Annotated in this window: 22 protein-coding genes and 1 riboswitch; of the genes, 12 read left to right on the top strand and 10 right to left on the bottom strand. The window is 68.2% G+C overall.

The window, feature by feature from the left end:
* Positions 1–71 precede the first annotated feature (71 nt).
* Genes thiD through thiC form a run of 5 tightly spaced genes read right to left on the bottom strand, consistent with a single transcriptional unit; the run spans position 72 to position 5,689 of the window.
* Complete coding sequence (gene thiD / locus AC0GNO_RS20560; protein WP_472905312.1) at positions 72–1,646, bottom strand: bifunctional hydroxymethylpyrimidine kinase/phosphomethylpyrimidine kinase; 1,575 nt, start codon at positions 1,644–1,646, stop codon at positions 72–74.
* Between the two features lie 2 nt (positions 1,647–1,648).
* Entirely contained in the window at positions 1,649–2,452 is an 804-nt protein-coding gene (locus AC0GNO_RS20555; protein ID WP_472905311.1) for a thiazole synthase, read from the bottom strand.
* 5 nt (positions 2,453–2,457) lie between these two features.
* A complete protein-coding gene (gene thiS, locus AC0GNO_RS20550) occupies positions 2,458–2,685 on the bottom strand; it encodes a sulfur carrier protein ThiS (protein WP_472905310.1) in 228 nt (75 codons plus the stop codon).
* Positions 2,678–3,775, bottom strand: a complete 1,098-nt coding sequence (locus tag AC0GNO_RS20545) for an FAD-dependent oxidoreductase (RefSeq protein WP_472905309.1) — start codon at positions 3,773–3,775, stop codon at positions 2,678–2,680. The genes thiS and AC0GNO_RS20545 overlap by 8 nt, the downstream gene beginning before the upstream one ends.
* Positions 3,776–3,778: 3 nt before the next feature.
* Complete coding sequence (gene thiC, locus AC0GNO_RS20540; protein WP_472905308.1) at positions 3,779–5,689, bottom strand: phosphomethylpyrimidine synthase ThiC; 1,911 nt, start codon at positions 5,687–5,689, stop codon at positions 3,779–3,781.
* A 118-nt stretch (positions 5,690–5,807) separates the two neighbouring features.
* Positions 5,808–5,922: riboswitch (TPP riboswitch) on the bottom strand.
* Between the two features lie 165 nt (positions 5,923–6,087).
* On the opposite strand from thiC, the gene AC0GNO_RS20535 reads away from it, so the two are divergent.
* The 3 genes from AC0GNO_RS20535 (at position 6,088) to AC0GNO_RS20525 (ending at position 8,715) form a co-directional block, all read left to right on the top strand.
* Entirely contained in the window at positions 6,088–6,609 is a 522-nt protein-coding gene (locus tag AC0GNO_RS20535) for a DUF6920 family protein (RefSeq protein WP_472905307.1), read from the top strand.
* Positions 6,610–6,676: 67 nt separating this feature from the next.
* Positions 6,677–7,084, top strand: a complete 408-nt coding sequence (locus AC0GNO_RS20530; protein ID WP_472888422.1) for a DUF302 domain-containing protein — start codon at positions 6,677–6,679, stop codon at positions 7,082–7,084.
* Positions 7,085–7,161: 77 nt separating this feature from the next.
* On the top strand, positions 7,162–8,715 hold the full coding sequence (locus tag AC0GNO_RS20525; protein WP_472905306.1) for a L,D-transpeptidase family protein: 1,554 nt from the start codon (positions 7,162–7,164) through the stop codon (positions 8,713–8,715).
* A gap of 44 nt (positions 8,716–8,759) precedes the next feature.
* On the opposite strand, the gene AC0GNO_RS20520 is transcribed toward AC0GNO_RS20525, so the two are convergent.
* On the bottom strand, positions 8,760–9,059 hold the full coding sequence (locus AC0GNO_RS20520) for a hypothetical protein (RefSeq protein ID WP_472888420.1): 300 nt from the start codon (positions 9,057–9,059) through the stop codon (positions 8,760–8,762).
* Between the two features lie 153 nt (positions 9,060–9,212).
* Here AC0GNO_RS20520 and AC0GNO_RS20515 point away from each other — a divergent pair, with 153 nt between their 5' ends.
* The 3 genes from AC0GNO_RS20515 to AC0GNO_RS20505 all read left to right on the top strand — a co-directional run bounded on the left by AC0GNO_RS20515 (position 9,213) and on the right by AC0GNO_RS20505 (position 11,969).
* Positions 9,213–10,484: an amidohydrolase family protein gene (locus AC0GNO_RS20515; protein WP_472905305.1), complete on the top strand. Its 1,272-nt coding sequence runs from the start codon at positions 9,213–9,215 to the stop codon at positions 10,482–10,484.
* A 129-nt stretch (positions 10,485–10,613) separates the two neighbouring features.
* On the top strand, positions 10,614–10,832 hold the full coding sequence (locus AC0GNO_RS20510; RefSeq protein WP_472888418.1) for a YdcH family protein: 219 nt from the start codon (positions 10,614–10,616) through the stop codon (positions 10,830–10,832).
* Positions 10,833–10,871: 39 nt separating this feature from the next.
* Positions 10,872–11,969, top strand: coding sequence for an NAD(P)-dependent alcohol dehydrogenase (locus tag AC0GNO_RS20505; protein WP_472905304.1), 1,098 nt, complete (start codon positions 10,872–10,874; stop codon positions 11,967–11,969).
* 56 nt (positions 11,970–12,025) lie between these two features.
* On the opposite strand, the gene AC0GNO_RS20500 is transcribed toward AC0GNO_RS20505, so the two are convergent.
* Both AC0GNO_RS20500 and AC0GNO_RS20495 read right to left on the bottom strand, forming a co-directional pair.
* Positions 12,026–12,970: a ketopantoate reductase family protein gene (locus tag AC0GNO_RS20500; protein ID WP_472905303.1), complete on the bottom strand. Its 945-nt coding sequence runs from the start codon at positions 12,968–12,970 to the stop codon at positions 12,026–12,028.
* Positions 12,971–13,013: 43 nt separating this feature from the next.
* Positions 13,014–13,751, bottom strand: a complete 738-nt coding sequence (locus AC0GNO_RS20495; protein WP_472905302.1) for a TetR/AcrR family transcriptional regulator — start codon at positions 13,749–13,751, stop codon at positions 13,014–13,016.
* 80 nt (positions 13,752–13,831) lie between these two features.
* On the opposite strand from AC0GNO_RS20495, the gene AC0GNO_RS20490 reads away from it, so the two are divergent.
* Positions 13,832–15,124 (top strand): aspartate aminotransferase family protein, encoded by a 1,293-nt coding sequence (locus AC0GNO_RS20490; protein ID WP_472905301.1) that lies wholly within the window; start codon positions 13,832–13,834, stop codon positions 15,122–15,124.
* A 27-nt stretch (positions 15,125–15,151) separates the two neighbouring features.
* Positions 15,152–15,571, top strand: coding sequence for an enoyl-CoA hydratase-related protein (locus AC0GNO_RS20485; RefSeq protein WP_472905300.1), 420 nt, complete (start codon positions 15,152–15,154; stop codon positions 15,569–15,571).
* A gap of 18 nt (positions 15,572–15,589) precedes the next feature.
* On the opposite strand, the gene xdhB is transcribed toward AC0GNO_RS20485, so the two are convergent.
* A complete protein-coding gene (gene xdhB / locus AC0GNO_RS20480) occupies positions 15,590–17,992 on the bottom strand; it encodes a xanthine dehydrogenase molybdopterin binding subunit (RefSeq protein ID WP_472905299.1) in 2,403 nt (800 codons plus the stop codon).
* Positions 17,989–19,512 (bottom strand): xanthine dehydrogenase small subunit, encoded by a 1,524-nt coding sequence (gene xdhA / locus AC0GNO_RS20475; protein WP_472905298.1) that lies wholly within the window; start codon positions 19,510–19,512, stop codon positions 17,989–17,991. The genes xdhB and xdhA overlap by 4 nt, the downstream gene beginning before the upstream one ends.
* Before the next feature lie 94 nt (positions 19,513–19,606).
* On the opposite strand from xdhA, the gene AC0GNO_RS20470 reads away from it, so the two are divergent.
* Genes AC0GNO_RS20470 through AC0GNO_RS20455 form a run of 4 tightly spaced genes read left to right on the top strand, consistent with a single transcriptional unit; the run spans position 19,607 to position 24,087 of the window.
* On the top strand, positions 19,607–20,578 hold the full coding sequence (locus AC0GNO_RS20470; RefSeq protein ID WP_472905297.1) for a LysR family transcriptional regulator: 972 nt from the start codon (positions 19,607–19,609) through the stop codon (positions 20,576–20,578).
* A complete protein-coding gene (locus tag AC0GNO_RS20465; RefSeq protein ID WP_472905296.1) occupies positions 20,575–22,125 on the top strand; it encodes an ABC transporter ATP-binding protein in 1,551 nt (516 codons plus the stop codon). The genes AC0GNO_RS20470 and AC0GNO_RS20465 overlap by 4 nt, the downstream gene beginning before the upstream one ends.
* Positions 22,112–23,167: an ABC transporter permease gene (locus tag AC0GNO_RS20460; protein WP_472888409.1), complete on the top strand. Its 1,056-nt coding sequence runs from the start codon at positions 22,112–22,114 to the stop codon at positions 23,165–23,167. Before AC0GNO_RS20465 ends, AC0GNO_RS20460 begins: the two co-directional genes overlap by 14 nt.
* Entirely contained in the window at positions 23,167–24,087 is a 921-nt protein-coding gene (locus tag AC0GNO_RS20455) for an ABC transporter permease (protein ID WP_472905295.1), read from the top strand. Before AC0GNO_RS20460 ends, AC0GNO_RS20455 begins: the two co-directional genes overlap by 1 nt.
* The last annotated feature ends 46 nt before the right edge of the window (positions 24,088–24,133 follow it).

The following is a 24,133-nucleotide window of genomic DNA, read 5'->3' as shown; positions in this document are numbered from 1 at the left end:
GCCCCGATCGCCCGGCGTTGACGAACCCCTCAACCATACCCCAGTCGCGGGTTAACCCCGCCGGCCCGGTGTCACACCGGTTCTTCGATGGACAGCGAGGCGTGTGGCAGCGCGGGCACCGCGTGCCGGCCCCGTCCGGTCAGACCCGTTTGCCAGGCCGCCAGCCACACGGGCAGGGTGGTCGATGGGTCGTCGCCCAGGCCGCGCACCACGCAGCCACCGGCTGCGCCCGCCGCGGCCACGGCCTGCAACTGTGCCGGCTCCAGGATGCCGCCGATGCCCACCACCGGCGCGGGCGCCATGTGCGCCCACCAGGCGAGGTTGTCCATGCCTTGCGGCCGCCACGGCATGTCCTTGGTGGTGGTGGGCCACACCGGACCGCAGGCGATCAGGTCGGGCATCAGGGCGGCGGCGCGGCAGAGCTCCCACAGGCTGTGTGAACTCAGACCGAGCATCACGCCCTGAGCGCGCGCCGCCTGAAGTTGCGCGCGGTCTTCCGGCGTGAGGGCGAGCAGGTCTTCCTGCCCCAGGTGCAGCGCGCGGGCGCCCGCTTGCAGGGCGAGTTGCCAGTGGTCGTTGATGACCAGCGTGGCGCTCGCCGCATGGGCCGCGCGCTGGCTGCGCTGGATGGCTTCGCTCAGTTGCGCTGTCCATGTCGCATCGGCCACGCCGGCCGGGCGCTTCATGCGCAGCTGGATGGTGGGTACGGTGGGTTGCGCGCGCAGCACGGCTTCCACGCGTTCGGCGCTGTCCACGATGGCGTAGACACCGGGCTCGAGCCCACGCAGGCGCTCGGGCCAGTCGGCGGGCGCGCTGTCGTCCAGGCTCAGACGCGGAAGCAGCGTGGGGTCGTTGCCGAAGCCGGGCAGCGCGATCACCGGACCCGCACCCCGGCCCACGGTGCGTGCGTGGCGCAGCGCGTGGGTGGTGGCCATCTTGGCGAGCACGGCGGCGTCGGCCGCGACGAAGCCCAGCGCCAGCGCGGCGGCCAGCGAGGTGGCGAAGGTGCAGCCGGTGCCGTGGTTGTTCGACGTGTCCACACGCGGCAGGCTGAGCCAGCCGCGTGCGTGGGGCGTGTGCAGCCAGTCGAGCGAGAGGCCCGGTGTGCCGGCGTCACCGCCCGTCACCACCACCGCCTGCGCGCCCAGCCGCTGCAGGGCCCCGGCGAGCCCGGGCACGTTGTTCGCTGCGTCGGCGCCGAGCAAGGCCGCGGCTTCGCGCTGGTTGGGCGTGATCACGCTGGCGCGCGGCAGCAGTTCGTCGCGGTAGATCTGCAGCAGCTCGTCGCTGGTGAACGCCGCTCCGGTGCTGGCGCGCAGCACCGGGTCGATCACCAGCTGCACCGGCCCGCGCTCACGCAGGCGGTCCACCCAGCGTGCCACCGCGCGCGCGTTGGCGGCGCTGCCGAGCAGCCCGGTCTTGATCACGCGCGGCGGCAGGTCGGCGGCCAGGGCTTGGAGCTGAGCGTCCAGCAGCTCGGGCGCCACAGCCTGCACCTGCGTCACGGCCACGGTGCTCTGCGCGGTGACGGCCGCCACCACCGGGCAGAGGTGCACGCCGAAGGCATCGGCCGCGCGCTGGTCGGCTGCCAGGCCCGCGCCGCCACCGCTGTCGGTGCCGGCGATGCTCCAGATCACAGGGGTCATGGTCAGTTGATCAGAAAAGGATGACCGGACACCGGCGTGCTCGCCACCGCCATGTCCTGCGGCGCCATCACACCCGCCTCGTACGCCGCGCGACCGGCTTGAATGGCCAGGCCGAAGCCGCGAGCCATGCGCACCGGGTCCACGGCCTGGGCCACGGCGGAGTTCAGCAGCACGGCATCGAAGCCCAGCTCCATGGCGGCGGCGGCGTGTGAAGGCGCGCCGATGCCGGCGTCCACGATCAGCGGCACGCCGGGCAGCCGCGCGCGCAGGGTGCGCAGCGCAAACGGGTTGATGAGCCCCTGGCCCGAGCCGATGGGCGCCCCCCAGGGCATCAGCACCTCGCAGCCCGCGTCCAGCAGGCGCTGGCAGGTAACGAGGTCGTCGGTGCAGTAGGGGAACACGGCGAAGCCATCTTTTGTGAGCTGCGCAGCGGCGTCCACCGTGCCCCAGGGGTCGGGCTGCAGGATGTGTTCGTCGCCCACCACCTCGAGCTTGATCCAGCGTGTGCCGTAGAGCTCGCGCGCCATGTGCGCCAGCGTGATGGCTTCGCGCGCGGTGCGGCAGCCGGCGGTGTTGGGCAGCAGGTGGGCGCCGTGTTCCAGCATGGCGGTGCGGATGATCTCCACAAAGCCGTTGTCGCCACCCGCGGCCAGCGTGCGCTTGAGGCCCACGGTGACGATCTGCGTGCCGCTGGCGGCGATGCTCTCGGCCAGTACCTGTGGCGACGGGTAGCCGGCTGTGCCGAGCAGGAAGCGGCTGTTCAGTTCGACGCCGTAGGGCGCCCAGGTGTTTGTCGGTGTGCTCATGGTGTTCATCCACCCACGATGGCTTGAAAGGTCAACACGGTGTCGCCAGCCGACAACCATGTTTGCGTGCGCAACGCTCGTGGCACGAACTTGCCGTTCACAGCCGTGGCGATCTGGTTGGCGTCTACCCCTTGTGCGTCCAGCAGCGCGGCCAGTGTCAGACCGTCCGGGCAGGGCAGGGTGTGTTCGTTGAAGCGCAGCGTGGCCTCGACCGGGATCAGGGTTTCAGGCATGGGCAGGCTCCTTCTCCATGTCGGCCAGAGCCGCCAGCGCGTCTTGCACCAGCGCCGGCGCCAACAGCCAACCATGTCGAAACAGGCCGTTGATGCGCAGCAGGCCGGGCTCGGCGTGGGTATGGGGTTCGTTGTCGTGCAGGGCGGGGCGCAGGTTGGCTTCCATGTGCACGATGCGTGCTTCGGCCAGTTCGGGCAGCACGCTCTGCGCCGCCGCCATCAGCTCGACCGCGCTGCGCAGGCTCACCGGCGAGCGGTCCTCGCTCTCCACCTCGCTCGCGCCGACCACGAACAGGTCGCCCGGGCGCGGCACGATGTAGACCCGGTGGCGCGGGTGCAGCAGGCGCACCGGGCGCTGCAGCGGTACACCGGGTGCTTGCAGCCAGATCACTTCGCCGCGAACGCCTCTGAGCGGCAGGTCGGGTGTCGCTCCCACTCCTCGCACATCGATGGCGAGATCAAACCGCACCGGCCCTTCACCCATCAAGTGCAGCACACCAGGCGCCACGCGTTCCACGCGTTCGCCCCAGCACCAGTGCACGTTCTTCGCGTGCACGGCCAGCGCGCTGAGCATGTCGCGCGACATGACCTGCGCCTCACCGGGCAGCAGCCAGGCGTGCAGACCCGGCGCCAGCGCGGGCTCCAGCGTGGCCAGCGCCGCACGGTCCAGCGGCTGCGGCGCGGGCAGCTCGGCGGCCAGGGTGGGCGCGGTGTCCAGCCGGGCCAGCACGCGGCGCGCCGCGCCCAGGTCGGACCCGTGCGCCAGCATCAGGCTGCCGTGCTGCTCGAACAGCGGTGCCCTGCAGCCGTCGGCGCGCAGCGCTTCGGCCACCTCGCGCCACAGGGCCAGCGATCGCCAGCCCAGGCGGGCGATCTCGGGGCCGGCGTTGTCCAGCTCCGCGATGGGGCTGAGCATGCCGGCGGCGGTGAAGCCCGCCGCAAACGGTGCGCCGCCCACCAACTGACCGGTTGGCGGAGCCTCTGGCCCCGAAGCCGGGTCGAACACCGTGACATGGTGCCCCGCGCGGGACAGCTGCCACGCGAGCAGGCGGCCGAGCACACCCGCGCCAGCGATGCCGATGCGTGCCATGGTTCAGACCTTGGTCGAGATGGATGACACCGGCACGTAGAACTCGCCGCCCACCGCCTTGAACTCCGCGCTCTTCTGCGCCATGCCTTCGGCCAGTGCTGCTTCTTCGCTCACACCTTTGGCGGCGGCGTAGTCGCGCACGTCCTGAGTGATCTTCATGCTGCAGAACTTCGGCCCGCACATGGAGCAGAAGTGCGCTTCCTTGCTCGAGTCCTTGGGCAGGGTTTCGTCGTGGTAGTCCTCGGCGGTCTGCGGGTCCAGGCCCAGGGCGAACTGGTCGCGCCAGCGGAATTCAAAACGCGCCTTGCTCATGGCGTCGTCGCGGGCACGGGCGCCCGGGTGGCCCTTGGCGATGTCGGCCGCGTGGGCCGCAATCTTGTAGGCAATGATCCCCTGCTTCACGTCGTCGCGGTCGGGCAGGCCCAGGTGTTCTTTGGGTGTGACGTAGCAGAGCATGGAGGTGCCCATCCAGCCGATCATGGCCGCGCCCACGGCCGAGGCGATGTGGTCGTAGCCCGGCGCGATGTCGATGGTCAGCGGGCCCAGCGTGTAGAACGGCGCTTCGTGGCAGTGCTTCAGCTGCTCGTCCATGTTGGCCTGGATCAGGTGCATGGGCACGTGGCCGGGGCCTTCGATCATGGTCTGAACGTCGTGCTTCCAGGCCACCTGGGTCAGCTCGCCCAGCGTCTTGAGTTCGGCGAATTGCGCTTCGTCGTTGGCGTCCGACGCGCTGCCCGGGCGCAGGCCGTCGCCGAGCGAGAAGCTCACGTCGTAGGCCTTCATGATTTCGCAGATCTCGTCGAAGTGCGTGTAGAGGAAGTTCTCTTTGTGGTGCGTGATGCACCACTTGGCCAGGATCGAGCCGCCACGCGAGACGATGCCGGTGCGGCGCTGCGCGGTGAGGTGGATGTAGGCCAGGCGCACGCCGGCGTGGATGGTGAAGTAGTCCACGCCCTGTTCGGCCTGCTCGATCAGCGTGTCGCGGTAGATCGCCCAGGTCAGGTCTTCGGCCACGCCGCCCACTTTTTCCAGTGCCTGGTAGATCGGCACCGTGCCGATGGGCACCGGGCTGTTGCGCACGATCCAGTCGCGCGTGGTGTGGATGTTCTTGCCGGTGGAGAGGTCCATCACGTTGTCGGCGCCCCAGCGGATCGCCCACACCAGTTTGTCCACTTCTTCCTCGATGCTGGAGGTGACGGCCGAGTTGCCGATGTTGGCGTTGATCTTCACGCCGAAGTTGCGCCCGATGGCCATGGGCTCGACCTCGGGGTGGTTGATGTTGGCCGGGATGATGGCGCGGCCGCGCGCCACCTCGTCGCGCACAAACTCGGGCGTGAACACATCGGGGATGCGGGCGCCCATGGGGTTGCCGCGCAGGCGCGCTTCACGCGCCGGGTCGCCCAGGTACTCGCGCATCCACTCGCGCTTGCCGTTTTCGCGCAGGGCCACGTATTCCATCTCGGGCGTGACGATGCCCTTGCGCGCGTAGTGCATCTGCGAGACGTTCATGCCGCTCTTCGCGCGGCGTGGCGTGCGCTGCAGACCGGCGGCCTCGGCGCGCAGGGCCTCGATGCGTTCGATGGTGGTGCCGTTGTTCTGCGCCTCGTTCTTCACGCCGTCGTCCAGCGCGGCGCGCTGCCGGCCGGTGTAGTTTTCGGTGTCGCCGCGTGCCGCGATCCAGGCGCCGCGCACATCGGCCAGGCCGGTGCGCACGTCGATGGCGGCGGCCGGGTCGCTGTAGGGGCCGGAGGTGTCGTACACCGTGACCTGCTCACCATTGCTCAGCAGGATCTCCCGCATGGGCACCTGGATGCTGGCCTGCGAGCCGGGCACGTAGATCTTGCGCGAAGCGGGGAAGGGCTCGCGGCTGAGGGCGAACTGGTCTGCGAAGGGAATCTTGTCGGGGGCGTTCATGGCGGCGGTCTCCTGTTGGGGCTGTAAATGCTCCGGAGACCGCCCGTCAAAACATGCACCCGGGCCCACCGCTGGTGTGGACGGACCCGTTGCACGAGGAACGGGTTGGGGATGCAGGCCCTGGGGGCTGCGCTCTTCTTTCGCTGGTACTAGCCAGATCAAGTTCACGGGTTCGGTTTTTCAACCATCTCAGCGCTGGACCTTTTCAGGACCGTGCACCCCGGAGCAGGGCGGAGTGTATCCCGGTTTTTTGAATGCGCTTCGCACCGACCCCACGGGGCGCTTGCCTATTGCGTTGCGCCCCGTGTCCGCCACCGCACCGATCATGCTGCCGCGTTTTGTTACGCTGCTTGATGGTGTTCCGCCGCCAACCCAAGCCATCGAGACCCTCCACGCCCATGACCTGGCTCACCTGGCTGTTCCTCATCGTCGCGGCGCTCGCGCTGATTTTCGTGGGCCTCAACGCCGTCGGTGCCATGCGCTGGACCGGGGCGACGCAGGCGATCCTGGCGCGTCTGGAGGCGAAACGCCTGCCCGCCGCACCCGCGCGCTACGACCTGGCGCCCGGCGTGGCTGTGCGTGTGCACGACAGCTATTCGGACGGTGAAGGCCTGCTGCACGAGGCCGTTTTTGGTCTCTTCAGCGTGGCCCACCTGCGGGGCGGTGGCGAACGGGCGCGCGGCGAGCTGTTCCGCTTCGATGCATCGGGCCTGATGACGTCCATGCGCGCCGAAGCGCGCGGCCGTATAGTCGGCAATGAGGTCAGTTCGGCTCCGTGGGAGGGCACCTGGGCCAACCACCAGCGCGTGGATGGCATGACCGTGCCCCTGTCCGGCGAAGTGGCCTGGCTGCTGCCCGAAGGCCGCAAGACCTACTGGCGTGGCACAGTCACCTCTCTCAACCACGAATGGTCGCCCTGAACCGGTCGCCGCCCAGCGAACCGCCACACTGTCACCCCGCCCCTCCCACCACCGCAAGGACATCACCATGTACGGATTCACCACCACCATCCAAGGCACCTCGTTCGATGAAGCGCTCGCCCACACCATCCAGGCCCTCAAGGAAGAGGGCTTCGGTGTGCTGAGCGACATCGACGTGCAGGCGGCCATGAAAGACAAGCTCGGCGTGGACATGCCGCGCTACCGCATCCTCGGCGCCTGCAACCCGCCGCTGGCGCACCAGGCCTTGCAGGCGGAGCCCGACATCGGGCTGCTGTTGCCCTGCAATGTGATCGTGCGCGAAGTGTCGAGCCACGAGATCGTGGTGGGCTTCCTGGACCCGCAGGTCATGGTGGGACTGGTCGGTGGCGCCGGGGTGAAAGCGGTGGCCGACGAGGCCGAGCAGCGCCTGCGCCGGGTCTGCACCAACCTTGGCGGACACACCGTCTCCGAGTGATGAAGGGCAGCACCTCGTGCTCATGCTCTTGAGCGGTGTCTGCCCGACGCTCGACGCCTGCCGGGGCGCTTGACCGCATGCCCACGGTGTATCGCGCCTTGCGCGGCCTGATTTTGGCGCTGGGCCTGGCCGCGGGTGGCGCCTGGGCGTCCGAGGTTTCGTTGTGGTTCGCATCGGGCCGGCCCGGACCCCAGGCCTGGCAGGCTCTGGACCTGCTGGCCGAAGCGCCCGGCCATGGACTGATCGCCGAAGACTACGAGATCGACACGCTGGCCCGGCAGGTGGGCGAGGCGCATCGAGGGCCGCCACCGGATGACGCTGCCCAGGAGCGGCTGGCACAAACCCTCAGCGCGACCTTGCAGCGCTACCTGACCGACCTGCACCAGGGCCGGCTGGACCCGCGGCACATTGACCACCACTTCAAGCCGTCGGTGCGCGCGGACTTTGATTCGGTTGCGCGGCTGCGCGACGGCCTGCAAGCCGGGCGGCTGGCCGAACTGGTGCGCGAGGCCGCGCCGCAGTTGCCGCAATACGAAGCATTGCGCGAGGTCCTGGCCCGGATGCGAGCGCTGGTGGACCACCCCGCCTGGCAACAGGAACTGCCTGCGTTGCCGCGCCCGGCCCACCCCCAGCCGGGCCGGACCGGCAAGCTGGCGCCAGGCCAGTCCTGGGCCGGCCTGGCCCTGCTGGCCGAACGGCTGCGGCTGCTGGATGACCTGACGGCTGACGAGCCGCTCCCGGCGGTCTACGAGGGCGTCTGGGTGGAGGCGGTCCAGCGCTTCCAGGAACGCCATGGGCTGGACGTGGACGGTGTGGTCGGCAAGGACACCTGGGCCGCGCTGCAGGTGACACCGGACCAGCGGGCGCAGCAGATCGCCCTCAATCTGGAACGTCTGCGCTGGACGCCGCTGACCGAAGCCCCGCGCATGATCGTGGTCAACATACCGGAGTTCGTACTGCGCGCCTACGAAGTCCGCGAGGGTCGCATCGTTGTCCAGCAGTCCATGAAAATCATCGTCGGCAAGGCCATGGACACGCGCACGCCTGTGTTCTCCGAAGACATGCGCACCATCGAGTTCAGCCCTTTCTGGAACATTCCCCCGTCGATCGCGCGCACCGAAACCGTCCCCAGGCTCCAGCGCGACCCCGCTTACCTGGCGCGTGAGGACATGGAGTTTGTCCTGGCAGACGGCAGCACCGGCACCGAGGTCACCCCGGAGGTGCTGGCCGATGTGCTGGCGGGTCGTGCCCGCATCCGCCAGCGTCCCGGGCTGAAGAATGCGCTCGGCGCGGTCAAGTTCTCCTTTCCGAACCGCGACCACATCTACCTGCACCACACGCCCGCGGCGCAGCTTTTTGGCCGCGGGCGCCGCGACTTCAGCCACGGCTGTGTGCGCGTCGAGCATCCGGTGGAGCTGGCCCTGTTCGTGTTGAAGGACATGCCCCAATGGAGCGAGCATCGCGTGCGCGAAGCCATGGCCTCGGGGCAGTTGCAGGCCGTCCGGCTCAGCACGCCGGTGCCGGTTCTGATCGCCTATGGGACGGCGCTGGTGAAACGGGGTCGCCCTTACTTCTACCCCGATATCTACGGTCATGACGGGGAACTGGCCGAAGCCTTGCGCCAGCGATAGACCGCGGTCAGCGGCTGTGCCGGGCTCGGTGAAGGACCAGCCGGTCAGATCGGGTCGGCGAGCAGCTTGGACAAGGCGGCGATGTTGGCCGCGCTGGGCACTTGCGGTTTCATTTCGTCTTCCTCGGCGGTGGCGTTTTCGTGTGCCTGGATCGCGTTGACCAGGGCGTACTGGTTTTCCCACGAGAGGGTCTTGCCTTCCGGGCACATGTCGCGCAAAGTGCCAAACCAGTAGTAGCCGTCCTTGCCGCCGAACAGCGTGTCGATGGCGCCGGCGTCGCCGGTCTTGATGCCTTGGGCCGCAAGGATGAGCTTGAGTTTGTGGTGGGAGACGGAATAGTGCATGAGTGCTTCGAGGTTGTTTGACCAGGTCAGGGCGGCCCGCCATTGTGCGGGTCACCAGGGGCGAGGATTTTACTGAAGGTGCCGCCGACCGGCGCGCTGCGCTGCAGCGTATCCTCGGACGCTGATGAAACCCTGCCGCCGAGGTGAACACCGATGCTCGATCTGCTGATCACCCGCGCCAACCTGCCCGACGGCCGCTCCAACATGTCGGTTGCCGTGCGGGACGGCCGCATCGTTGAAGTGACCGAGGGACTGCAGGCGCTGGCGCATCAAACGCTGGACGCGGCCGGCCAGCTGCTCTCGCCGCCGTTCTGCGATCCGCACTTCCACATGGATGCGACGCTCAGCTACGGCCTGCCGCGGATCAACCAGAGCGGCACCCTGCTCGAAGGTATCGCGCTGTGGGGCGAGCTCAAACCACAGCTCACCGAAGAAGCCCTGGTGGAGCGCGCGCTGACTTATGGGGACTGGGCGGTGGCCAAAGGTCTGCTGGCCATCCGCAGCCACGTGGACACCAGCGACCCCAGCCTGCTGCCGGTGCGCGCGATGCTGGAGGTGAAGCGGCGCATGGCGCCTTACCTGGACGTGCAGCTGGTGGCCTTTCCGCAGGACGGCGTGTTGCGCTCTCCGGGCGGGCTCGACAACCTCAAACGCGCGCTCGACCTGGGCGTGGACGTGGTGGGTGGCATCCCGCACTTCGAGCGCACCATGGCCGACGGCGCGGCCAGCGTGAAGCTGCTGTGCGAACTCGCGGCCGAGCGCGGCCTGCCGGTGGACATGCACTGCGACGAGAGCGACGACCCACTCTCGCGCCACATCGAAACGCTGGCGTACGAGACCCAGCGCCTCGGCCTCCAGGGTCGCGTCAACGGCTCGCACCTCACCTCCATGCACAGCATGGACAACTATTTCGCGTCAAAGCTGATCCCGCTGATCGCCGAGGCCGGCGTGAGCGTGGTGGCGAATCCGCTGATCAACATCACCCTGCAGGGCCGGCACGACAGCTACCCCAAACGGCGTGGCATGACGCGGGTGCCCGAGCTCATGGCGGCTGGTGTGACGGTGGCCTTCGGCCACGACTGCGTGATGGACCCCTGGTATTCGCTGGGCAGCGGCGACATGCTGGAGGTGGCCCACATGGGCCTGCACGTGACGCAGATGACCAGCCAGGCCGGCATGCGCCAGTGCTTTGAAGCCGTGACCACGAACGCCGCCAAGGTGATGGGGCTGGCCGGTTATGGCATCGAAACCGGGAACGACGCGAGCTTCGTGCTGCTGCAGGCACGCGATCCGATCGAGGCGATCCGCCTGCGCGCCACGCGGCTGAAGGTCTGGCGCAAAGGGCATCTGCTGTCGGACATGGCGCCCGCGATGGCGCATCTGACCCTGCCGGGGCGGCCCGGTTCAACGGCGTTCACCCGATAGCACCCACCGTGCTCTGGGCGCTGGCGCACAGATGACCGGGCGCATATCGCCCAAGCTACCCGATCCCGCCCAGCCTGGGCGCGGCGCGATCCTGCGCCTCCCGGCAGCGCTTCACGAAGGACCCCTCCGATGTTTCCAGAGTACCGAGACCTCATCACGAGCCTCAAAACCACCGACCTCCACTTCACGCGGCTGTTCGACCAGCACAATGAACTCGATCAGAAGATCCAGAACATGGAAAACGGCATTCAGATGGCCACCCCCGCAGAGATCGACACGCTCAAACGCGAAAAACTGCAGCTCAAGGATGAGCTGTACGCTGTGCTCCAGAAGGCCAGTGGTGACTGACACCACCGAGCCGGATTTTCAACCGTTACAGGAGTGCCCATGGCCACCATGATGAAAGCAGCCGTCTTTGTCGAGAAGAACCGCATCGAGGTGGTGGACAAACCCATCCCCGATGTCGGTCCCAACGACGCCCTGATCCGCATCACGACCACCACCATCTGTGGCACCGACGTGCACATCCTCAAAGGGGAGTACCCGGTCGCCAAAGGCCTGACCATCGGCCACGAGCCGGTGGGCGTGATCGAGAAGCTGGGCAGCGCCGTGATGGGCTACACCGAAGGCCAGCGCGTGATCGCCGGCGCCATCTGCCCCAACTTCAACTCCTACGCGGCGCAGGATGGCGCGCCGTCGCAAGACGGCAGCTACCTGATTCCCCAGGGCCTGTGTGGCTGCCATGGTTTCAAGGCCACAGCGGGCTGGCGCTTCGGCAACCTGATCGACGGCACCCAGGCCGAGTACGTGCTGGTGCCCGATGCGCAGGCCAACCTCGCGCCCATCCCCGACGGCCTGACCGATGAACAGGTGCTGATGTGCCCCGACATCATGTCCACCGGCTTCAAGGGTGCGGAGAACGCCCGCATCCGCATCGGCGACACCGTGGTGGTGTTTGCGCAAGGCCCCATCGGCCTGTGTGCCACGGCGGGCGCGCGCCTGCTGGGCGCGTCCACCATCATCGCGGTGGACGGCAACGATCACCGCCTGGACATCGCGAAGAAGCTGGGGGCCGATCTCACGCTGAACTTCAAGAATTGCGATGTGGTTGACGAAATCATGAAGATCACCGGTGGGCGCGGCGTGGATGCGTCCATCGAGGCGCTGGGTACCCAGTCCACCTTCGAGTCGGCCCTGCGCGTGCTCAAACCCGGTGGCACCTTGTCCAGCCTGGGCGTGTATTCGAGTGACCTCACCATTCCTCTGGGCGCCTTCGCCGCCGGACTGGGCGACCACCGCATCGTCACCGCGCTGTGCCCGGGTGGCAAGGAGCGCATGCGCCGGCTGATGAACGTCGTGGCCTCGGGCCGCATCGACCTGGGCGTGATGGTGACGCACCAGTTCAAGCTGGAGGACATCGTGGCCGCCTACGAGCTGTTTTCGAACCAGCGCGATGGGGTGTTGAAGGTGGCGATCAAGCCATGAAGTTCCGGAGGCGGCGCAACGCCATCTGCCCCGCGTCGCTGACAGCCACAGGCTCGTCAGAGTGACCGGGTGAATGGTTGCGCCGCAGCCGGGGTTTCGACCAGCTTCGTCAGCGTCCACAGTACCCGGTTCGCGGGCACGGGCACTTCCAGCGCTTCGCCGCGCCGCACCACGTAGCCGTTGAGGTGGTCGATCTCGCTCGGCTTGCCGCGCATCAGGTCCTGCGCCGTCGAGGAGTATTGGGAAGGCATGGTCTCGGCGATGCGGCGCACGGCGGTGTCCACGTCGCCGGGCAGGGTGACGCCGTCGGCCGCGGCCACCGCGCGGCATTCGGCCACCACGTCGCGCATCACGCCCTGCACGCCGGGGCGCTGCACCAGTTCGCCATACGGCAGGCGCGCGACGGCCGAGAGGGCGTTGTAGGCGCAGTTGAGGATGAGCTTGGCCCAGAGCGCGCCGCGCACGTTGTCGGAGATGGCGGTGGGTACGCCGGCCGCGACCAGCGCCTGCGCCAGCTCGGCGCTGCGCGACGAAGGCTCGATCACGAGTTCGCCGCGTCCGTGGTGCCGCAGGTGGCCGGGTCCGGCCATCTCGGTGGCCACATAGACCACGGCGGCCGCAACCTCTTGACCGGGCAACACCCGCCGCAGCCGCTCGGCATTGTCCACGCCGTTCTGCAGGCACACCACCAGCGCGCCCGGTGCCAGTGATGCCCGGATCTGTTCGCCGGCGCTTTCGGTGTCGGGCGACTTCACGGCGAACAGCACCACATCGGCCCCGGCCACGGCACAGGGTCCGGTGCTTGCGGACAGGGGCACGGTTTCGTCGAAGCTCAGCGTCTGCATGCGCAGACCGTTCGCGGTCACGGCCTGCACGTGCGCGGGCCGGCCGATCAGCGTGACCGCGTGGCCGGCGCGTGCCAGCATGCCGCCGTAGTAACAGCCGACGGCGCCTGCGCCCATGACGGCGATCTGGAGTCGGTGAGAGGTGTTCGCGTTCATGCGAATCATTCTAGGGGCGAGCCCACGGCCCCGGCTGCCACACTCAGGTGGTCTGCGCAGGACCCGGGGTCGAACGGGCCCGCATGGCCGCCAGCCCCAGGATCACCGTCTCGGTCCAGAACTCGAAGCTCTGCTCCAGCGGCTGATCGACGCCGCTGGATGCGCGCACCACGAAAGCGCCGCGCGCCAGATGGGGCATTTCGCGTGCCAGCGTGGGGCATTGCCGGGCGTCCACGTCCTGCATGCGTTGCCGGTGCGCCGCGGCCCAGCCCTCGGGGTCTTCTTCGGGCAGGGGCGCGAGTTCCAGTGTGACGAAGCCCACCATGCCCGCGACCAGCGTGTTGTAGGCGTGGCGCAGCCGGTCGCCGGAAAAGCCCGCGCGCTCCAGCAGCGCCAGCATGTGCTCGACGAGTTCGGACGGCATGCTTTCGTTGGAAACCAGCTGGGCACCGAGCACCGGGGCGATGGCGGGGTGCGCGCGCACCGCCTTGCGGTAGCGCCGGAACAGCGAGCGCACGCCCGTGGCCCAGTCGGCCGGCCGGCGCGCGGGCTTGAGGTCGCCCAGGGCCAGCGCCACGGCACCGGCAATCAGGGCGTTGCGACCCGGTACGTGCCAGTACAGGGCGGTGGGGTACACGCCCAGGTCACGCGCCAGATCACGAACACTGAAAGCCGCCACGCCTTTGCGGTCGATCAGCGCCAAAGCGGCGGCCAGCACGGCGTCGCGGGTGAGGCCGCCGCCGGGTTTCGGTGGAGCGGAAGCGGGCGGGACGGTGGTCATGGTGTGCGAGGATACCGGCGTTTGAAAACCTCACAACGCCTTGTACACTGTACAGGAAGCAACGGTGTGAAGGAGCGACCATGAACCTCATCGATACCCTCGAAGCCGCCCGCGCGCGCTACCGCGAACGCAACCCGGCCAGCGAGCGCCAGCTGGCCCAGGCGGCCACCGTCATGCCCGGGGGCAATACGCGCAGCGTGCTGTTTCACGCCCCCTTTCCACTGACCATGGTGCGGGGAGAGGGCGCCCGCCTGTGGGACGCCGACGGCCACCGCTACCTCGATGCCCTGGGCGAGTTCACCGCGGGGCTGTACGGCCACTCGAACGCCGCGATCCGGCAGGCCATCGTCGATGCGCTGGCCGGTGGCGTGAGCCTGTCGTCCCACAACCGGCGCGAGGTGGCGCTGGCGGCCGAGATCCAGCGGCGTTTTCCGTCGATGGCCCTGATGCGTTTCACCAACTCCGGCACGGAGGCCAGCCTGCTGGCGCTGGCCGCAGCCAAGGCTTTCACCGCCCGGCCCAAGATCATGGTGTTCGACGGGGCGTACCACGGGGGGCTGCTGAGCTTCGGCCGGGGCGGCTCGCCGATCAACGTGCCCCACGAATACGTGGTGGCGCCCTACAACGATCTGGCCGCCGCGGAAGCGCTGGTGCGCGAGCACGGCCCGGCGCTGGCGGCGATCATCGTCGAGCCCATGCTGGGAGCGGGCGGCTGCATTCCGGGTGAACCCGCGTTCCTGCACGGCCTGCGCGCGCTGGCCAGCGGCTGTGGCGCCCTGCTGGTGTTCGACGAGGTGCAGACCTCGCGCCTGTCCATCGGCGGGCGGCAGGCGCAACTGGGCATCACCCCCGACCTGACGGTGATCGGCAAGTACTTCGGCGGGGGCTTGTCCTTCGGCGCCTTTGGCGGGCGTGTGGACTGCATGGCGCAGTTCGACCCCCGCCGCGCGAACGCCCTGTCGCATGCGGGCACCTTCAACAACAACGTGCTGTCGATGGCCGCCGGTCTGGCCGGCCTGCAGCAGGTGCTGACGCCGGAGGCGCTCGCCGCGCTCAACCAGCGTGGCGACCGGCTGCGCGAGCGCCTGAACACCGTGCTGCAGACGCATGGTGTGGCGGCGCAGTTCACCGGCCTGGGCTCGGTCATGAACCTGCACGGCATGACCGGGCCGGTGCGCTGCGCGGCGGACCTGGCCCCGTCCAACACCTGGTTGAAGGAGCTGTTGTTCTTCGACCTGCTGGAGCGCGGGGTCTACATGGCGCAGCGGGGGCTGGTGACCCTGTCGCTGCCGTTCGACGACGCGGCCTGCGACGAGATGCTGGGCGCGTTCGAAGACGCGGTCCGGGCGCGTCGCGATGTGCTGCGGGGCTGAGGAGCGAGCAAGACGCTGACTTCGGACTTGCGCGATGGCGTTCTGACACGGACGCTGAACCGTCCCGGCAAGCTCAATGCGATCAACAACGATCTCGCACTGCGCCTGCTCGATGCCTTGCGGTCGGCGGCTGCAGACCCGGGTGTCCGGGTGGTGCGACTGCGCGGCAAGGGGCGCGCTTTCTGCGCGCGTTTGCTGCTTTTTCTCTGCGAGGCGTTGGATGTCCAGCCGGCGCTGGAATGGGGGCTCGTCTACCGGGTGGTGAACGGTCCGGACCGGGAGGAGGCCTCCTGGCATGTCGCGACCGCACTGGCCGCGCTCGAGCCTGTGGTGGCCCGGGCATTCAGACCGGTCATGAACCAGATCGGCCTGCCGGTTTTTGATCGGGACATCGAGGCCGAAAACGGGGCGCAACGGCTGCTGGGATCAGAGCCCGGGCCAACCTGAGTTTTCCTGCGCAGGCCTTCAGGCGCCCAGCGCGCGCAACACCTCTTCGGCCGTGGCCGGTGCGTTCACCAGCAGGGGGTCACCGCCCGCCTGCGCCACCGCGTCCCGCAGCGCCTCGTACACGCTGATGGCCAGCATGAACGGGGGTTCGCCCACCGCCTTGCTGCCGTGCACGTTGTCTTCGCGGTTGGCTTCGGGCCAGAGCTCGACCTTGAAATGCGCGGGCACGTCGCCGGTGGCGGGGATCTTGTAGGTGCTGGGGGCGTGGGTCTGCAGATAGCCTTTGCCGTTCCACACCAGCTGTTCGGTGGTGAGCCAGCCCATGCCCTGGATGAAGCCGCCTTCGATCTGGCCGATGTCGATCGCCGGGTTGATGCTGCGGCCGACGTCGTGCAGGATGTCCACCTTCAGCACGCGGTACTCGCCGGTGAGCGTGTCGATGGCGACTTCGCTCACCGCCGCGCCGTAGGCGAAGTAGTAGAACGGCCGGCCGGTGAGCGTGGTCTTGTCGTAGTGGATCTTGGGCGTGCGGTAGAAGCCGTCGCTCCAGAGCTGGATGCGGTTGGCGTAGGCCGCGCCCACCACGTCTTCCCAGCGGCGTGTGCTCTTGTCGGTGATGACCTGGCCGCCTTCGAAGCGCACGGCACCCGCGCCGCAGCCGTCGAGACCGGCCACGAAGGCGGCGAGGTTGTCGCGCACATGGCGGGCGGCGAACTGCGCCGCGCGGCCGTTCAGGTCGGTGCCGCTGGAGGCTGCGGTGGCGCTGGCGTTGGGCACCTTGCTGGTGTCGCTGGCGGTGGCCAGCACGCGCTCGAACGGCACGCCGAGTTCGTCGGCCACGATCTGCGCCACCTTGGTGTTCAGGCCCTGGCCCATCTCGGTGCCGCCGTGGTTCACTTGCACACTGCCGTCGGTGTACACGTGCACCAGCGCGCCGGCCTGGTTGAACAGCGTGGCGGTGAAGCTGATGCCGAACTTGACCGGTGTGAGCGCCAGGCCTTTCTTGATGACGGGGCTGCTGGCGTTCCACGCGGCGATCTGTTCCCGGCGTTCGCGGTAGCCACTGGTGAGCACCAGGGTGTTGATCAGCGGGTCGAGGATGTTGTCTTCCACCTGCATCTGGTAGTGCGTGACGTTGCGCTCCGTGATGCCGTACAGGTTGCGCAGCCGCACGTCCAGCGGGTCCAGGCCCAGCGTTCGCGCGATGTCGCCCAGAATGCGCTCGATCACGATCACGCCTTGCGGGCCGCCGAAGCCGCGGAAGGCGGTGTGGCTCTGTGTGTTGGTCTTGCAGCGGTAGCTGGCCACGGCGACGTCTTCAAGGAAGTAGGCGTTGTCGGCGTGGAAGATGGCGCGGTCGGCCACCGGGCCGGAAAGGTCGGCGCTGAAGCCGCAATTGGCCAGCATTTCCAGCTCCAGGCCGCAGAGCAGGCCGGAGTCGTCGAAACCCACTCGGTAGTGGTAGGCGAACGGGTGGCGCTTGCCGGTGATCATGAAATCGTCGTCGCGGTCCAGCCGCAGCTTGACCGGGCACTTCAGCTGGTTGGCGGCGATGGCGGCCCACACGGCCAGGTGGCCGGCCTGCGTCTCCTTGCCCCCGAAGCCGCCGCCCATGCGCCGACACTCGACCGTGACGGCGTTGTTGGCAATGCCCAGCGCATGTGAGACCCAGTGCTGCACCTCGCCGGGGTGCTGGGTGCTGGTGTAGACCCACCACTGGTTCTGCTCCAGCGGCAGCACGTAGGCGACCTGGCCTTCGAGGTAGAAGTGTTCCTGGCCGCCGACTTCGAAGCGGCCTTCGAGCTGGTGCGGTGCGCGCTTCAGGGCGGCACCCGCATCGCCGCGGCTCACCTGCACCGGTGGCAGCACATAACTTTCCAGCGCATGGGCTTCGTGCACATTGAGCACGGCGGGCAGGGGTTCGATGTCCAGCTTCACGAGCCGCGCGGCGCGGCGCGCGGTCATCACGTCGTCGGCCACCACCAGCGCGATCACCTGGCCGGTGAACATCACCGTGTCGAGCGCGAACACCGGCTCGTCGTGCGCGAAGGCGGCGAGCGTGGTGTCGCCGGGGATGTCGCCGGCGTCGATCACCGCCCGCACGCCGGGCAGGGCCAGCGCGGCGGAGGCGTCGAGCTTGCGCAGGATGCCGTGGGCCACGGGCGAACAGACCGGCGCGGCGTGCAGCGTGCCACGCACCTCGGGGATGTCGTCGATGTAGGTGGCGGCGCCGGCCACCTGGGCGCGGGCGCTTTCGTGGAAACGGGATTGGCCGGCGGCGCGCAATGCCGTTCGCCCGGAGCCCGTCGAAGGGCTGGTGGGGGCTTCGACAGGCTCAGCCCGAACGGAAGGGGCTGCCGCATCCGCCCGGGTAGAAGTCACCACCGGTGGTTCGGTTGAATTTTTGTCGCGGGCGTTCATGCCGTGGCCTCCAGATCGGATGCGGTGAGGTTTTCCAGGTTGATGTGTTGCAGGCCCTGGCTTTCCAGCCAGAAGCGCCGCAGCAGGTTGCCCAGCACGGTCAGGCGGTAGGCGGCGCTGGCGCGCATGTCGCTGATGGGCTGGAACTCGGTGCGCAGCGCGGCGGCGGCGGCCATCACGGTGTCGGCGTTCCAGGGCTGGCCGAGCAGGGCAGCCTCCGTCCGGCGCGCGCGGGCCGGTGTCGCGGCCACGCCGCCCGCGCCGATGGAGACCTGTTGCACGGTGCCGTCTTTCAGGGTCATCTGGATCGCCAGGCAGACGGCGGAGATGTCGTCGTCGAAGCGTTTGCTGATCTTGTAGACCATTTCCAGCCCATGCCCCGTGGGCCGCGGCACCTTGATCCAGCACAGCAGCTCGTCCGACCGCATCACATTCGTCCGGTAGCCGGTGTACAGGTCCTCCAGCCGCAGCTCGCGATGGGCGATCTCGCCGCCGGCGGCGGTCTTCTTCCAGCGCATCAGCACCACGCTGGCGCCGAGTGCAATCAACAGCGGCATGGCGTCGCCGATGGGTGAGCCGTTCGCCACGTTACCGCCCAGCGTGCCCGAGTTGCGCACCGGCAGGCCGGCGAACCGTTGCGAGAAGGTCTTGAGCTGGGGGCGTTCCTTCACCAGCGCGGCAAAGGCGTCGGTCAGCGAGACGGCGGCGCCGATGGCGATGTGGTGCGGGTAGGTTTCCACGCGCTGCAATTCGCGCGCCGCGGTCACGTCCAGCACGCGCTCGAAGCGCTTGTGCAGCTTGGTGACCCAGAGGCCCACGTCGGTGCACCCGGCCACGACCTGCGCCCTGGGGTGAGCAGAGCGGGCCTGCAGCAGAGCGGCCAGGGAGGTGGGGCGCAGGTAACTTTCATCGCCGTTCTGTTTCGGCTTCAGCGCCTTGAGGGCGGCGACGGTGGCCGCTTCGTCCACGCCACAGCCGGCGGGCAGCGGCAAACTGCCCATTTTTTCAGCAGCGTCGAGGATGGGGCGGTAGCCGGTGCAGCGGCAGAGGTTGCCCGAGAGATCGACCTGGGCTTGTTCGCGGGAAATCGCCTGACCGTTCTGGTTGTTCTGGTACATGCCGAACAGGCTCATGACGAAGCCCGGCGTGCAGAAGCCGCACTGGCTGCCGTGGCACTGCACCAGGGCTTCCTGGCAGGGATGCAGGTCGGGGGATGCGCCCGCCTTGAGCGTGGGGGCAGACAGGTCCTCGGCCGTGAACACCGCCATGCCGTCCACCGAATGCGCCAGCCGGATGCAGCTGTTGATGGCCTGGTATTGCAGCTTCCCGTTGACGGCCTGCGCCAGCACCACGGTGCAGGCGCCGCAGTCGCCTTCGCCGCAGCCCTCCTTGGTGGCGGTGAGCTGCAGGTCCTCGCGCAGCACCTCCAGCAGGGTGCGGTCGGGTGCTACATTGCCGAGCGCCACGGTCTGGCCGCGGCGCACGAATCTCAGGGTTTGTGCGGAGATTTTTGAATTCATGCGCGCCAGCATAGCGCCCACCCCATGGCACAACATATGCTCAGGCATATGGGAAGAATGCCCAAACCACCATCCACACGCATAGCCTCAGGGTATGAAATACGTGTCCATGTTCGACAAGATTGACCTGCACCTGATCCGCGTGCTCTACACCGTGCTCACCGAGCGCAGCGTGTCGCGTGCGGCGCTGCGGCTGGGCATGTACCAGCCGGCGGTCAGTGCGTCGCTCAAGCGCTTGCGCGAACTCGCTGGCGACCCGCTTTTGGTGCGCTCGGGCTCCGGCATGGTGCCCACGGTGGCCGGGTTGCGCATGATCGAGCCGGCGGCCGACATCCTGCGCAGCGCCGAGGTGCTGTTTTCCGACGCCCGCAGTTTCGACCCCGCCACCGCCCACCACACCTTCAGCCTGGCCGCCAGCGACTACCTGGACCCGCTGTTCCTGCCCCAACTGGTGGCCCAGATCAAGAGCCTGGCGCCGCAGTGCCCGATCGATATCCACCCGCTCTCGGCCGACTCCGACTACCGCCACCACCTCGCCCAGGGCGACTTCGACGTGGTGATCGGCAACTGGCCGCTGCCCCCCGGCGACCTGCACCTGGGCCGGTTGTTTGGCGACGAGGTGGTGTGCCTGGTGTCGAACCAGCACCCGGCGGTGCGCCGTGGCTGGGACGTGGAGGCCTGGCTCAGCGCCGAACACATCGCGCCCACGCCCACCCACCCCGGCGCGCGCGGCGTGATCGACGACCACCTGGCCGCCAAGGGCCTGGTGCGCAACATCACCGCGCGCTGCCCGCATTTCGGGCTCATTCCGGCCATGGTGGCGGGCAGCCTGCTGGTGCTGACCACCGGGCGCCAGTACTGCGAGCGCTACACCGGCGTGCTGCCGGTGCAGGTGCTGGCGTGTCCGGTGGAGTTCCCCCGCATGATGTATTACCAGCTCTGGCACGAACGCACCCACGCTTCCAGCGCCGGGCGCTGGCTGCGTGAGCAGATCAAGGGCGTGGCGGCTTCGCTGCGCCGCCCGGACGACGACGCGGCCCGAACACCCCAAGAGGAGAACCCGTGACCACGCCACGACTGCAACTCACCGGCATCACCAAACGTTACCCCGGCGTGGTGGCCAACAACGGCGTCTCGCTCAGCGTGGCGCCGGGCCAGATCCACGCCGTGCTGGGCGAAAACGGCGCCGGCAAGTCCACGCTGATGAAGATCATCTACGGCTCGGTCAAGCCCGATGAAGGCGCGGTCATGTTCAACGGCCAGCCGGTGCACGTGCGCAACCCGCAGGAAGCGCGTGCGCTGGGCATCAGCATGGTGTTCCAGCACTTCAGCCTGTTCGACACGCTGACCGTGGCCGAAAACGTCTGGCTCGGGCTGGACAAATCGCTCACGCTCGCCGAGGTCAGCGCCAGCATCGACGTCACCGCTTCCCAGTACGGCCTGGACATCGACCCCAAGCGCCCGGTGCACACGCTCAGCGTGGGCGAGATGCAGCGGGTGGAGATCATCCGCGCGCTGCTGACCAACCCGCAGCTGCTGATCCTGGATGAGCCCACGTCGGTGCTCACGCCGCAGGCGGTGGAAAAGCTCTTCGTCGTGCTCAACAAGCTGGCCGCCGAGGGCTGCAGCATTCTCTATATCAGCCACAAGCTGCACGAAATCCGCGAACTTTGCACCGCCTGCACCGTGCTGCGTGGCGGCAAGGTCACCGGCGTGTGCGACCCGCGCGAAGAAAGCAACGCCTCGCTCTCGCGCCTGATGATCGGCGCCGAACCGCCCGCACTGGAGGTGCGCGCGCTCAACGCCGGCGCCGCAGTGCTGGAGGTGCAAGGCCTGACGCTGGCGAGCGACGATCCCTTCGGGACCGATCTGGCCGACGTTGCGCTCACCGTGCGCAGCGGCGAGGTGGTGGGCATCGCGGGTGTGTCGGGCAACGGCCAGAGCGAACTGCTGTTTGCGCTCTCGGGTGAAGACCGCCGCGCGCCGGCGGGAAGCATCCGGGTGACGGGCAAGGACGCTTCGCACCACGGGCCGGGCAAGCGCCGCGCCCTGGGCCTGCATTTTGTGCCCGAGGAACGCCTGGGCCGCGGCGCCGTGCCCACGCTCTCGCTGGCGCACAACCTGTTGTTGACGCGGAGCGACGCGCTGGGTGCGGGCGGCTGGCTCAAGCTGGGTGTGCTCAAGACCCAGGCGGCCGGCATCATCCAGCGCTACAACGTCAAGGCCAACGGGCCGGATGCGGCGGCCAAATCGCTCTCGGGCGGCAACCTGCAGAAATTCATCGTCGGCCGAGAGATCGAGGCCAAACCGAAGTTGCTGATCGTGAGCCAGCCCACCTGGGGCGTGGACGTGGGCGCCTCGGCGCAGATCCGCGGCGAGATCCTGGCGCTGCGCGATGCCGGTTGTGCGGTGCTGGTGGTGAGCGAAGAGCTGGACGAGCTGTTCGAGATCAGCGACCGCCTGCACGTGATCGCCAAGGGGCGGCTCTCGCCCAGCCTGGACCGGGCCGACGCCACCATCGAGCACATCGGCGAATGGATGTCGGGTCTGTGGGATGCCCAGGGCGCACCGGACAACAACAAGAATGAGGAGACCGCCCATGCTGCGGCTTGAAGTCCGTCCCCAGCCCTCGGCGCGCTGGGGCTACGCCTCGCCTTTGCTGGCCCTGGCCATCACGGTGGTGATCGGCGTGATCCTGTTTGCGGTGCTCGGCAAAGACCCGGTGCGCGGCCTGCAGGTGTTCTTCTGGGAGCCCATCAAGAACACCTATGCGTTGTCGGAGCTGATGGTCAAGGCCACACCCCTGCTGATCATCGCGCTCGGGCTGGCGGTGTGTTTCCGCTCCAACGTGTGGAACATCGGCGCCGAGGGCCAGTACCTGATTGGCGCCATCTTCGCCGCGGGTGTGGCGCTGACGGCCGACAAGACCACCGGGCCCTGGATCGTCCCGGCCATCATCGTCGCAGGCATCGTCGGCGGCATGGTCTGGGCGGGCATCGTGGCGTTGCTGCGCGACCGTTTCAATGCCAACGAAATCCTGGTCAGCCTGATGCTGGTCTATGTGGCGATCCAGGTGCTCAACTTCCTGGTCTACGGCCCCTGGAAAGACCCGCTGGGCTACAACTTTCCGCAGACCAAGACCTTCGAGTCGGTCACGCAGATCCCCAAGCTGATGCAGGGTTCGCGCGTCAACATCGGTCTGCTGCTGGCGCTGGCCGGCGTGGCCGCGGTCTGGGTCTTCCTGTTCCGCACCTACGCGGGCTACGGCCAGCTGGTGGGTGGCCTGGCGCCGGCGGCCGCGCGCTACGCGGGCTTTTCCTCGCGCAAGGCGCTGTGGATCGCGCTGCTCACTTCGGGTGGTGCCGCCGGTCTGGCCGGTGCGCTGGAAGTGGCCGGCCCCATTGGGCAGCTCACGCCCTATGTGCCGGCGGGTTACGGCTTCGCAGCCATCATCGTGGCCTTTGTCGGGCGCCTGCACCCGGTGGGCATCGTGTTCTCGGCCATCCTGATGAGCATGTTCTACATCGGCGGTGAGCTGGCGCAGTCGCGCCTGGGCCTGCCGAAGTCCATCACCGGCGTGTTCCAGGGCTTGCTGCTGTTTGCGCTGCTGGCCTGTGACACGCTGATCGCTTATCGCATCAAGTGGAGTAAATGATGGAATCCATCGCTCTTCTCATTGGCGCATCGCTCAACGCGGGCACCGTGCTGGCCATCGCTTCGCTGGGCCTGCTGATCAACGAAAAGGCCGGTATCGTCAACCTCGGGGCCGAGGGCATGATGCTCTGTGCCGCGCTGGCCGGTTTCGCCACCGTGGTGCACACCGGCAGCACGCTGGCCGGCTTTGCCGCGGGCATGGCGGCGGGCGCGTTGCTGGCGGCGATCTTCGGCGGCCTGGTGATCTGGCTCAACACCAACCAGTACGCGACCGGCCTGGCGCTGTCGCTGTTCGGTGCGGGGTTCTCCGCCTTTGCGGGTAGCCGTTACGTGCAGGAGAAACTGCCCGAGCAGATGCAGTTCAACATTCCCGTGTTGAGCGACATCCCGCTGCTGGGCCCGGCGCTGTTCCGCCACCACCCCATGGTCTACGTCTGCATCGGCATCGTGTTCGGCCTGATCTGGTTCCTCTACCGCACACGCGCCGGACTGGTGCTGCGCAGCGTGGGCGAAAGCCCGGAGTCGGCCCACGCGCTGGGCTACCCGGTGCGCCGCATCCGCCTGATGGCGGTGATGGCCGGGGGTGCGCTCTGCGGGCTGGCCGGCGCCTATGTGTCGACCATCTACACGCCGCTGTGGGTCGAGGGCATGATCGCCGGCAAGGGCTGGATCGCGCTGGCGCTCACCACCTTCGCCACCTGGCGCCCGGCACGGGTGTTGCTTGGTGCCTACCTGTTCGGTGGCGTGACCATGTTGCAGTTCCACCTGCAGGGTGTCGGTGTGAATGTGCCCAGCCAGTTCCTGACCATGATGCCCTACCTGGCCACCATCGTGGTGCTGGTGCTGATCTCGCGCAACCCGACCTGGATCCGCATCAACATGCCTTCGTCGATCGGGAAGCCCTTTTATCCCGGCGCATAATCTTTTTTCGGTTTTTGTCACTGTTTCCGTTACCACCAACTCTCCC

It is taken from the genome of Hydrogenophaga sp. L310 (assembly GCF_055703065.1).
Note: the sequence above shows the minus strand (reverse complement) of the source record. Positions and strands in the feature narration are given on the sequence as shown.

Excerpts from the sequence above, each read along its gene's own strand:
- AC0GNO_RS20545 (WP_472905309.1), bottom strand. The coding sequence starts at position 3,775 with ATGGCACGCATCGGCATCGCTGGCGCGGGTGTGCTCGGCCGCCTGCTC.
- AC0GNO_RS20530 (WP_472888422.1), top strand. The coding sequence starts at position 6,677 with ATGTACGGATTCACCACCACCATCCAAGGCACCTCGTTCGATGAAGCG.
- AC0GNO_RS20490 (WP_472905301.1), top strand. The coding sequence starts at position 13,832 with ATGAACCTCATCGATACCCTCGAAGCCGCCCGCGCGCGCTACCGCGAA.
- thiS (WP_472905310.1), bottom strand. The coding sequence starts at position 2,685 with ATGCCTGAAACCCTGATCCCGGTCGAGGCCACGCTGCGCTTCAACGAA.
- thiD (WP_472905312.1), bottom strand. The coding sequence starts at position 1,646 with ATGACCCCTGTGATCTGGAGCATCGCCGGCACCGACAGCGGTGGCGGC.
- AC0GNO_RS20510 (WP_472888418.1), top strand. The coding sequence starts at position 10,614 with ATGTTTCCAGAGTACCGAGACCTCATCACGAGCCTCAAAACCACCGAC.
- AC0GNO_RS20555 (WP_472905311.1), bottom strand. The coding sequence starts at position 2,452 with ATGAGCACACCGACAAACACCTGGGCGCCCTACGGCGTCGAACTGAAC.
- AC0GNO_RS20520 (WP_472888420.1), bottom strand. The coding sequence starts at position 9,059 with ATGCACTATTCCGTCTCCCACCACAAACTCAAGCTCATCCTTGCGGCC.
- AC0GNO_RS20535 (WP_472905307.1), top strand. The coding sequence starts at position 6,088 with ATGACCTGGCTCACCTGGCTGTTCCTCATCGTCGCGGCGCTCGCGCTG.
- thiC (WP_472905308.1), bottom strand. The coding sequence starts at position 5,689 with ATGAACGCCCCCGACAAGATTCCCTTCGCAGACCAGTTCGCCCTCAGC.
- AC0GNO_RS20515 (WP_472905305.1), top strand. The coding sequence starts at position 9,213 with ATGCTCGATCTGCTGATCACCCGCGCCAACCTGCCCGACGGCCGCTCC.
- AC0GNO_RS20505 (WP_472905304.1), top strand. The coding sequence starts at position 10,872 with ATGGCCACCATGATGAAAGCAGCCGTCTTTGTCGAGAAGAACCGCATC.
- AC0GNO_RS20460 (WP_472888409.1), top strand. The coding sequence starts at position 22,112 with ATGCTGCGGCTTGAAGTCCGTCCCCAGCCCTCGGCGCGCTGGGGCTAC.
- AC0GNO_RS20500 (WP_472905303.1), bottom strand. The coding sequence starts at position 12,970 with ATGAACGCGAACACCTCTCACCGACTCCAGATCGCCGTCATGGGCGCA.
- AC0GNO_RS20470 (WP_472905297.1), top strand. The coding sequence starts at position 19,607 with ATGAAATACGTGTCCATGTTCGACAAGATTGACCTGCACCTGATCCGC.
- AC0GNO_RS20525 (WP_472905306.1), top strand. The coding sequence starts at position 7,162 with ATGCCCACGGTGTATCGCGCCTTGCGCGGCCTGATTTTGGCGCTGGGC.
- AC0GNO_RS20495 (WP_472905302.1), bottom strand. The coding sequence starts at position 13,751 with ATGACCACCGTCCCGCCCGCTTCCGCTCCACCGAAACCCGGCGGCGGC.
- AC0GNO_RS20455 (WP_472905295.1), top strand. The coding sequence starts at position 23,167 with ATGGAATCCATCGCTCTTCTCATTGGCGCATCGCTCAACGCGGGCACC.
- xdhA (WP_472905298.1), bottom strand. The coding sequence starts at position 19,512 with ATGAATTCAAAAATCTCCGCACAAACCCTGAGATTCGTGCGCCGCGGC.
- xdhB (WP_472905299.1), bottom strand. The coding sequence starts at position 17,992 with ATGAACGCCCGCGACAAAAATTCAACCGAACCACCGGTGGTGACTTCT.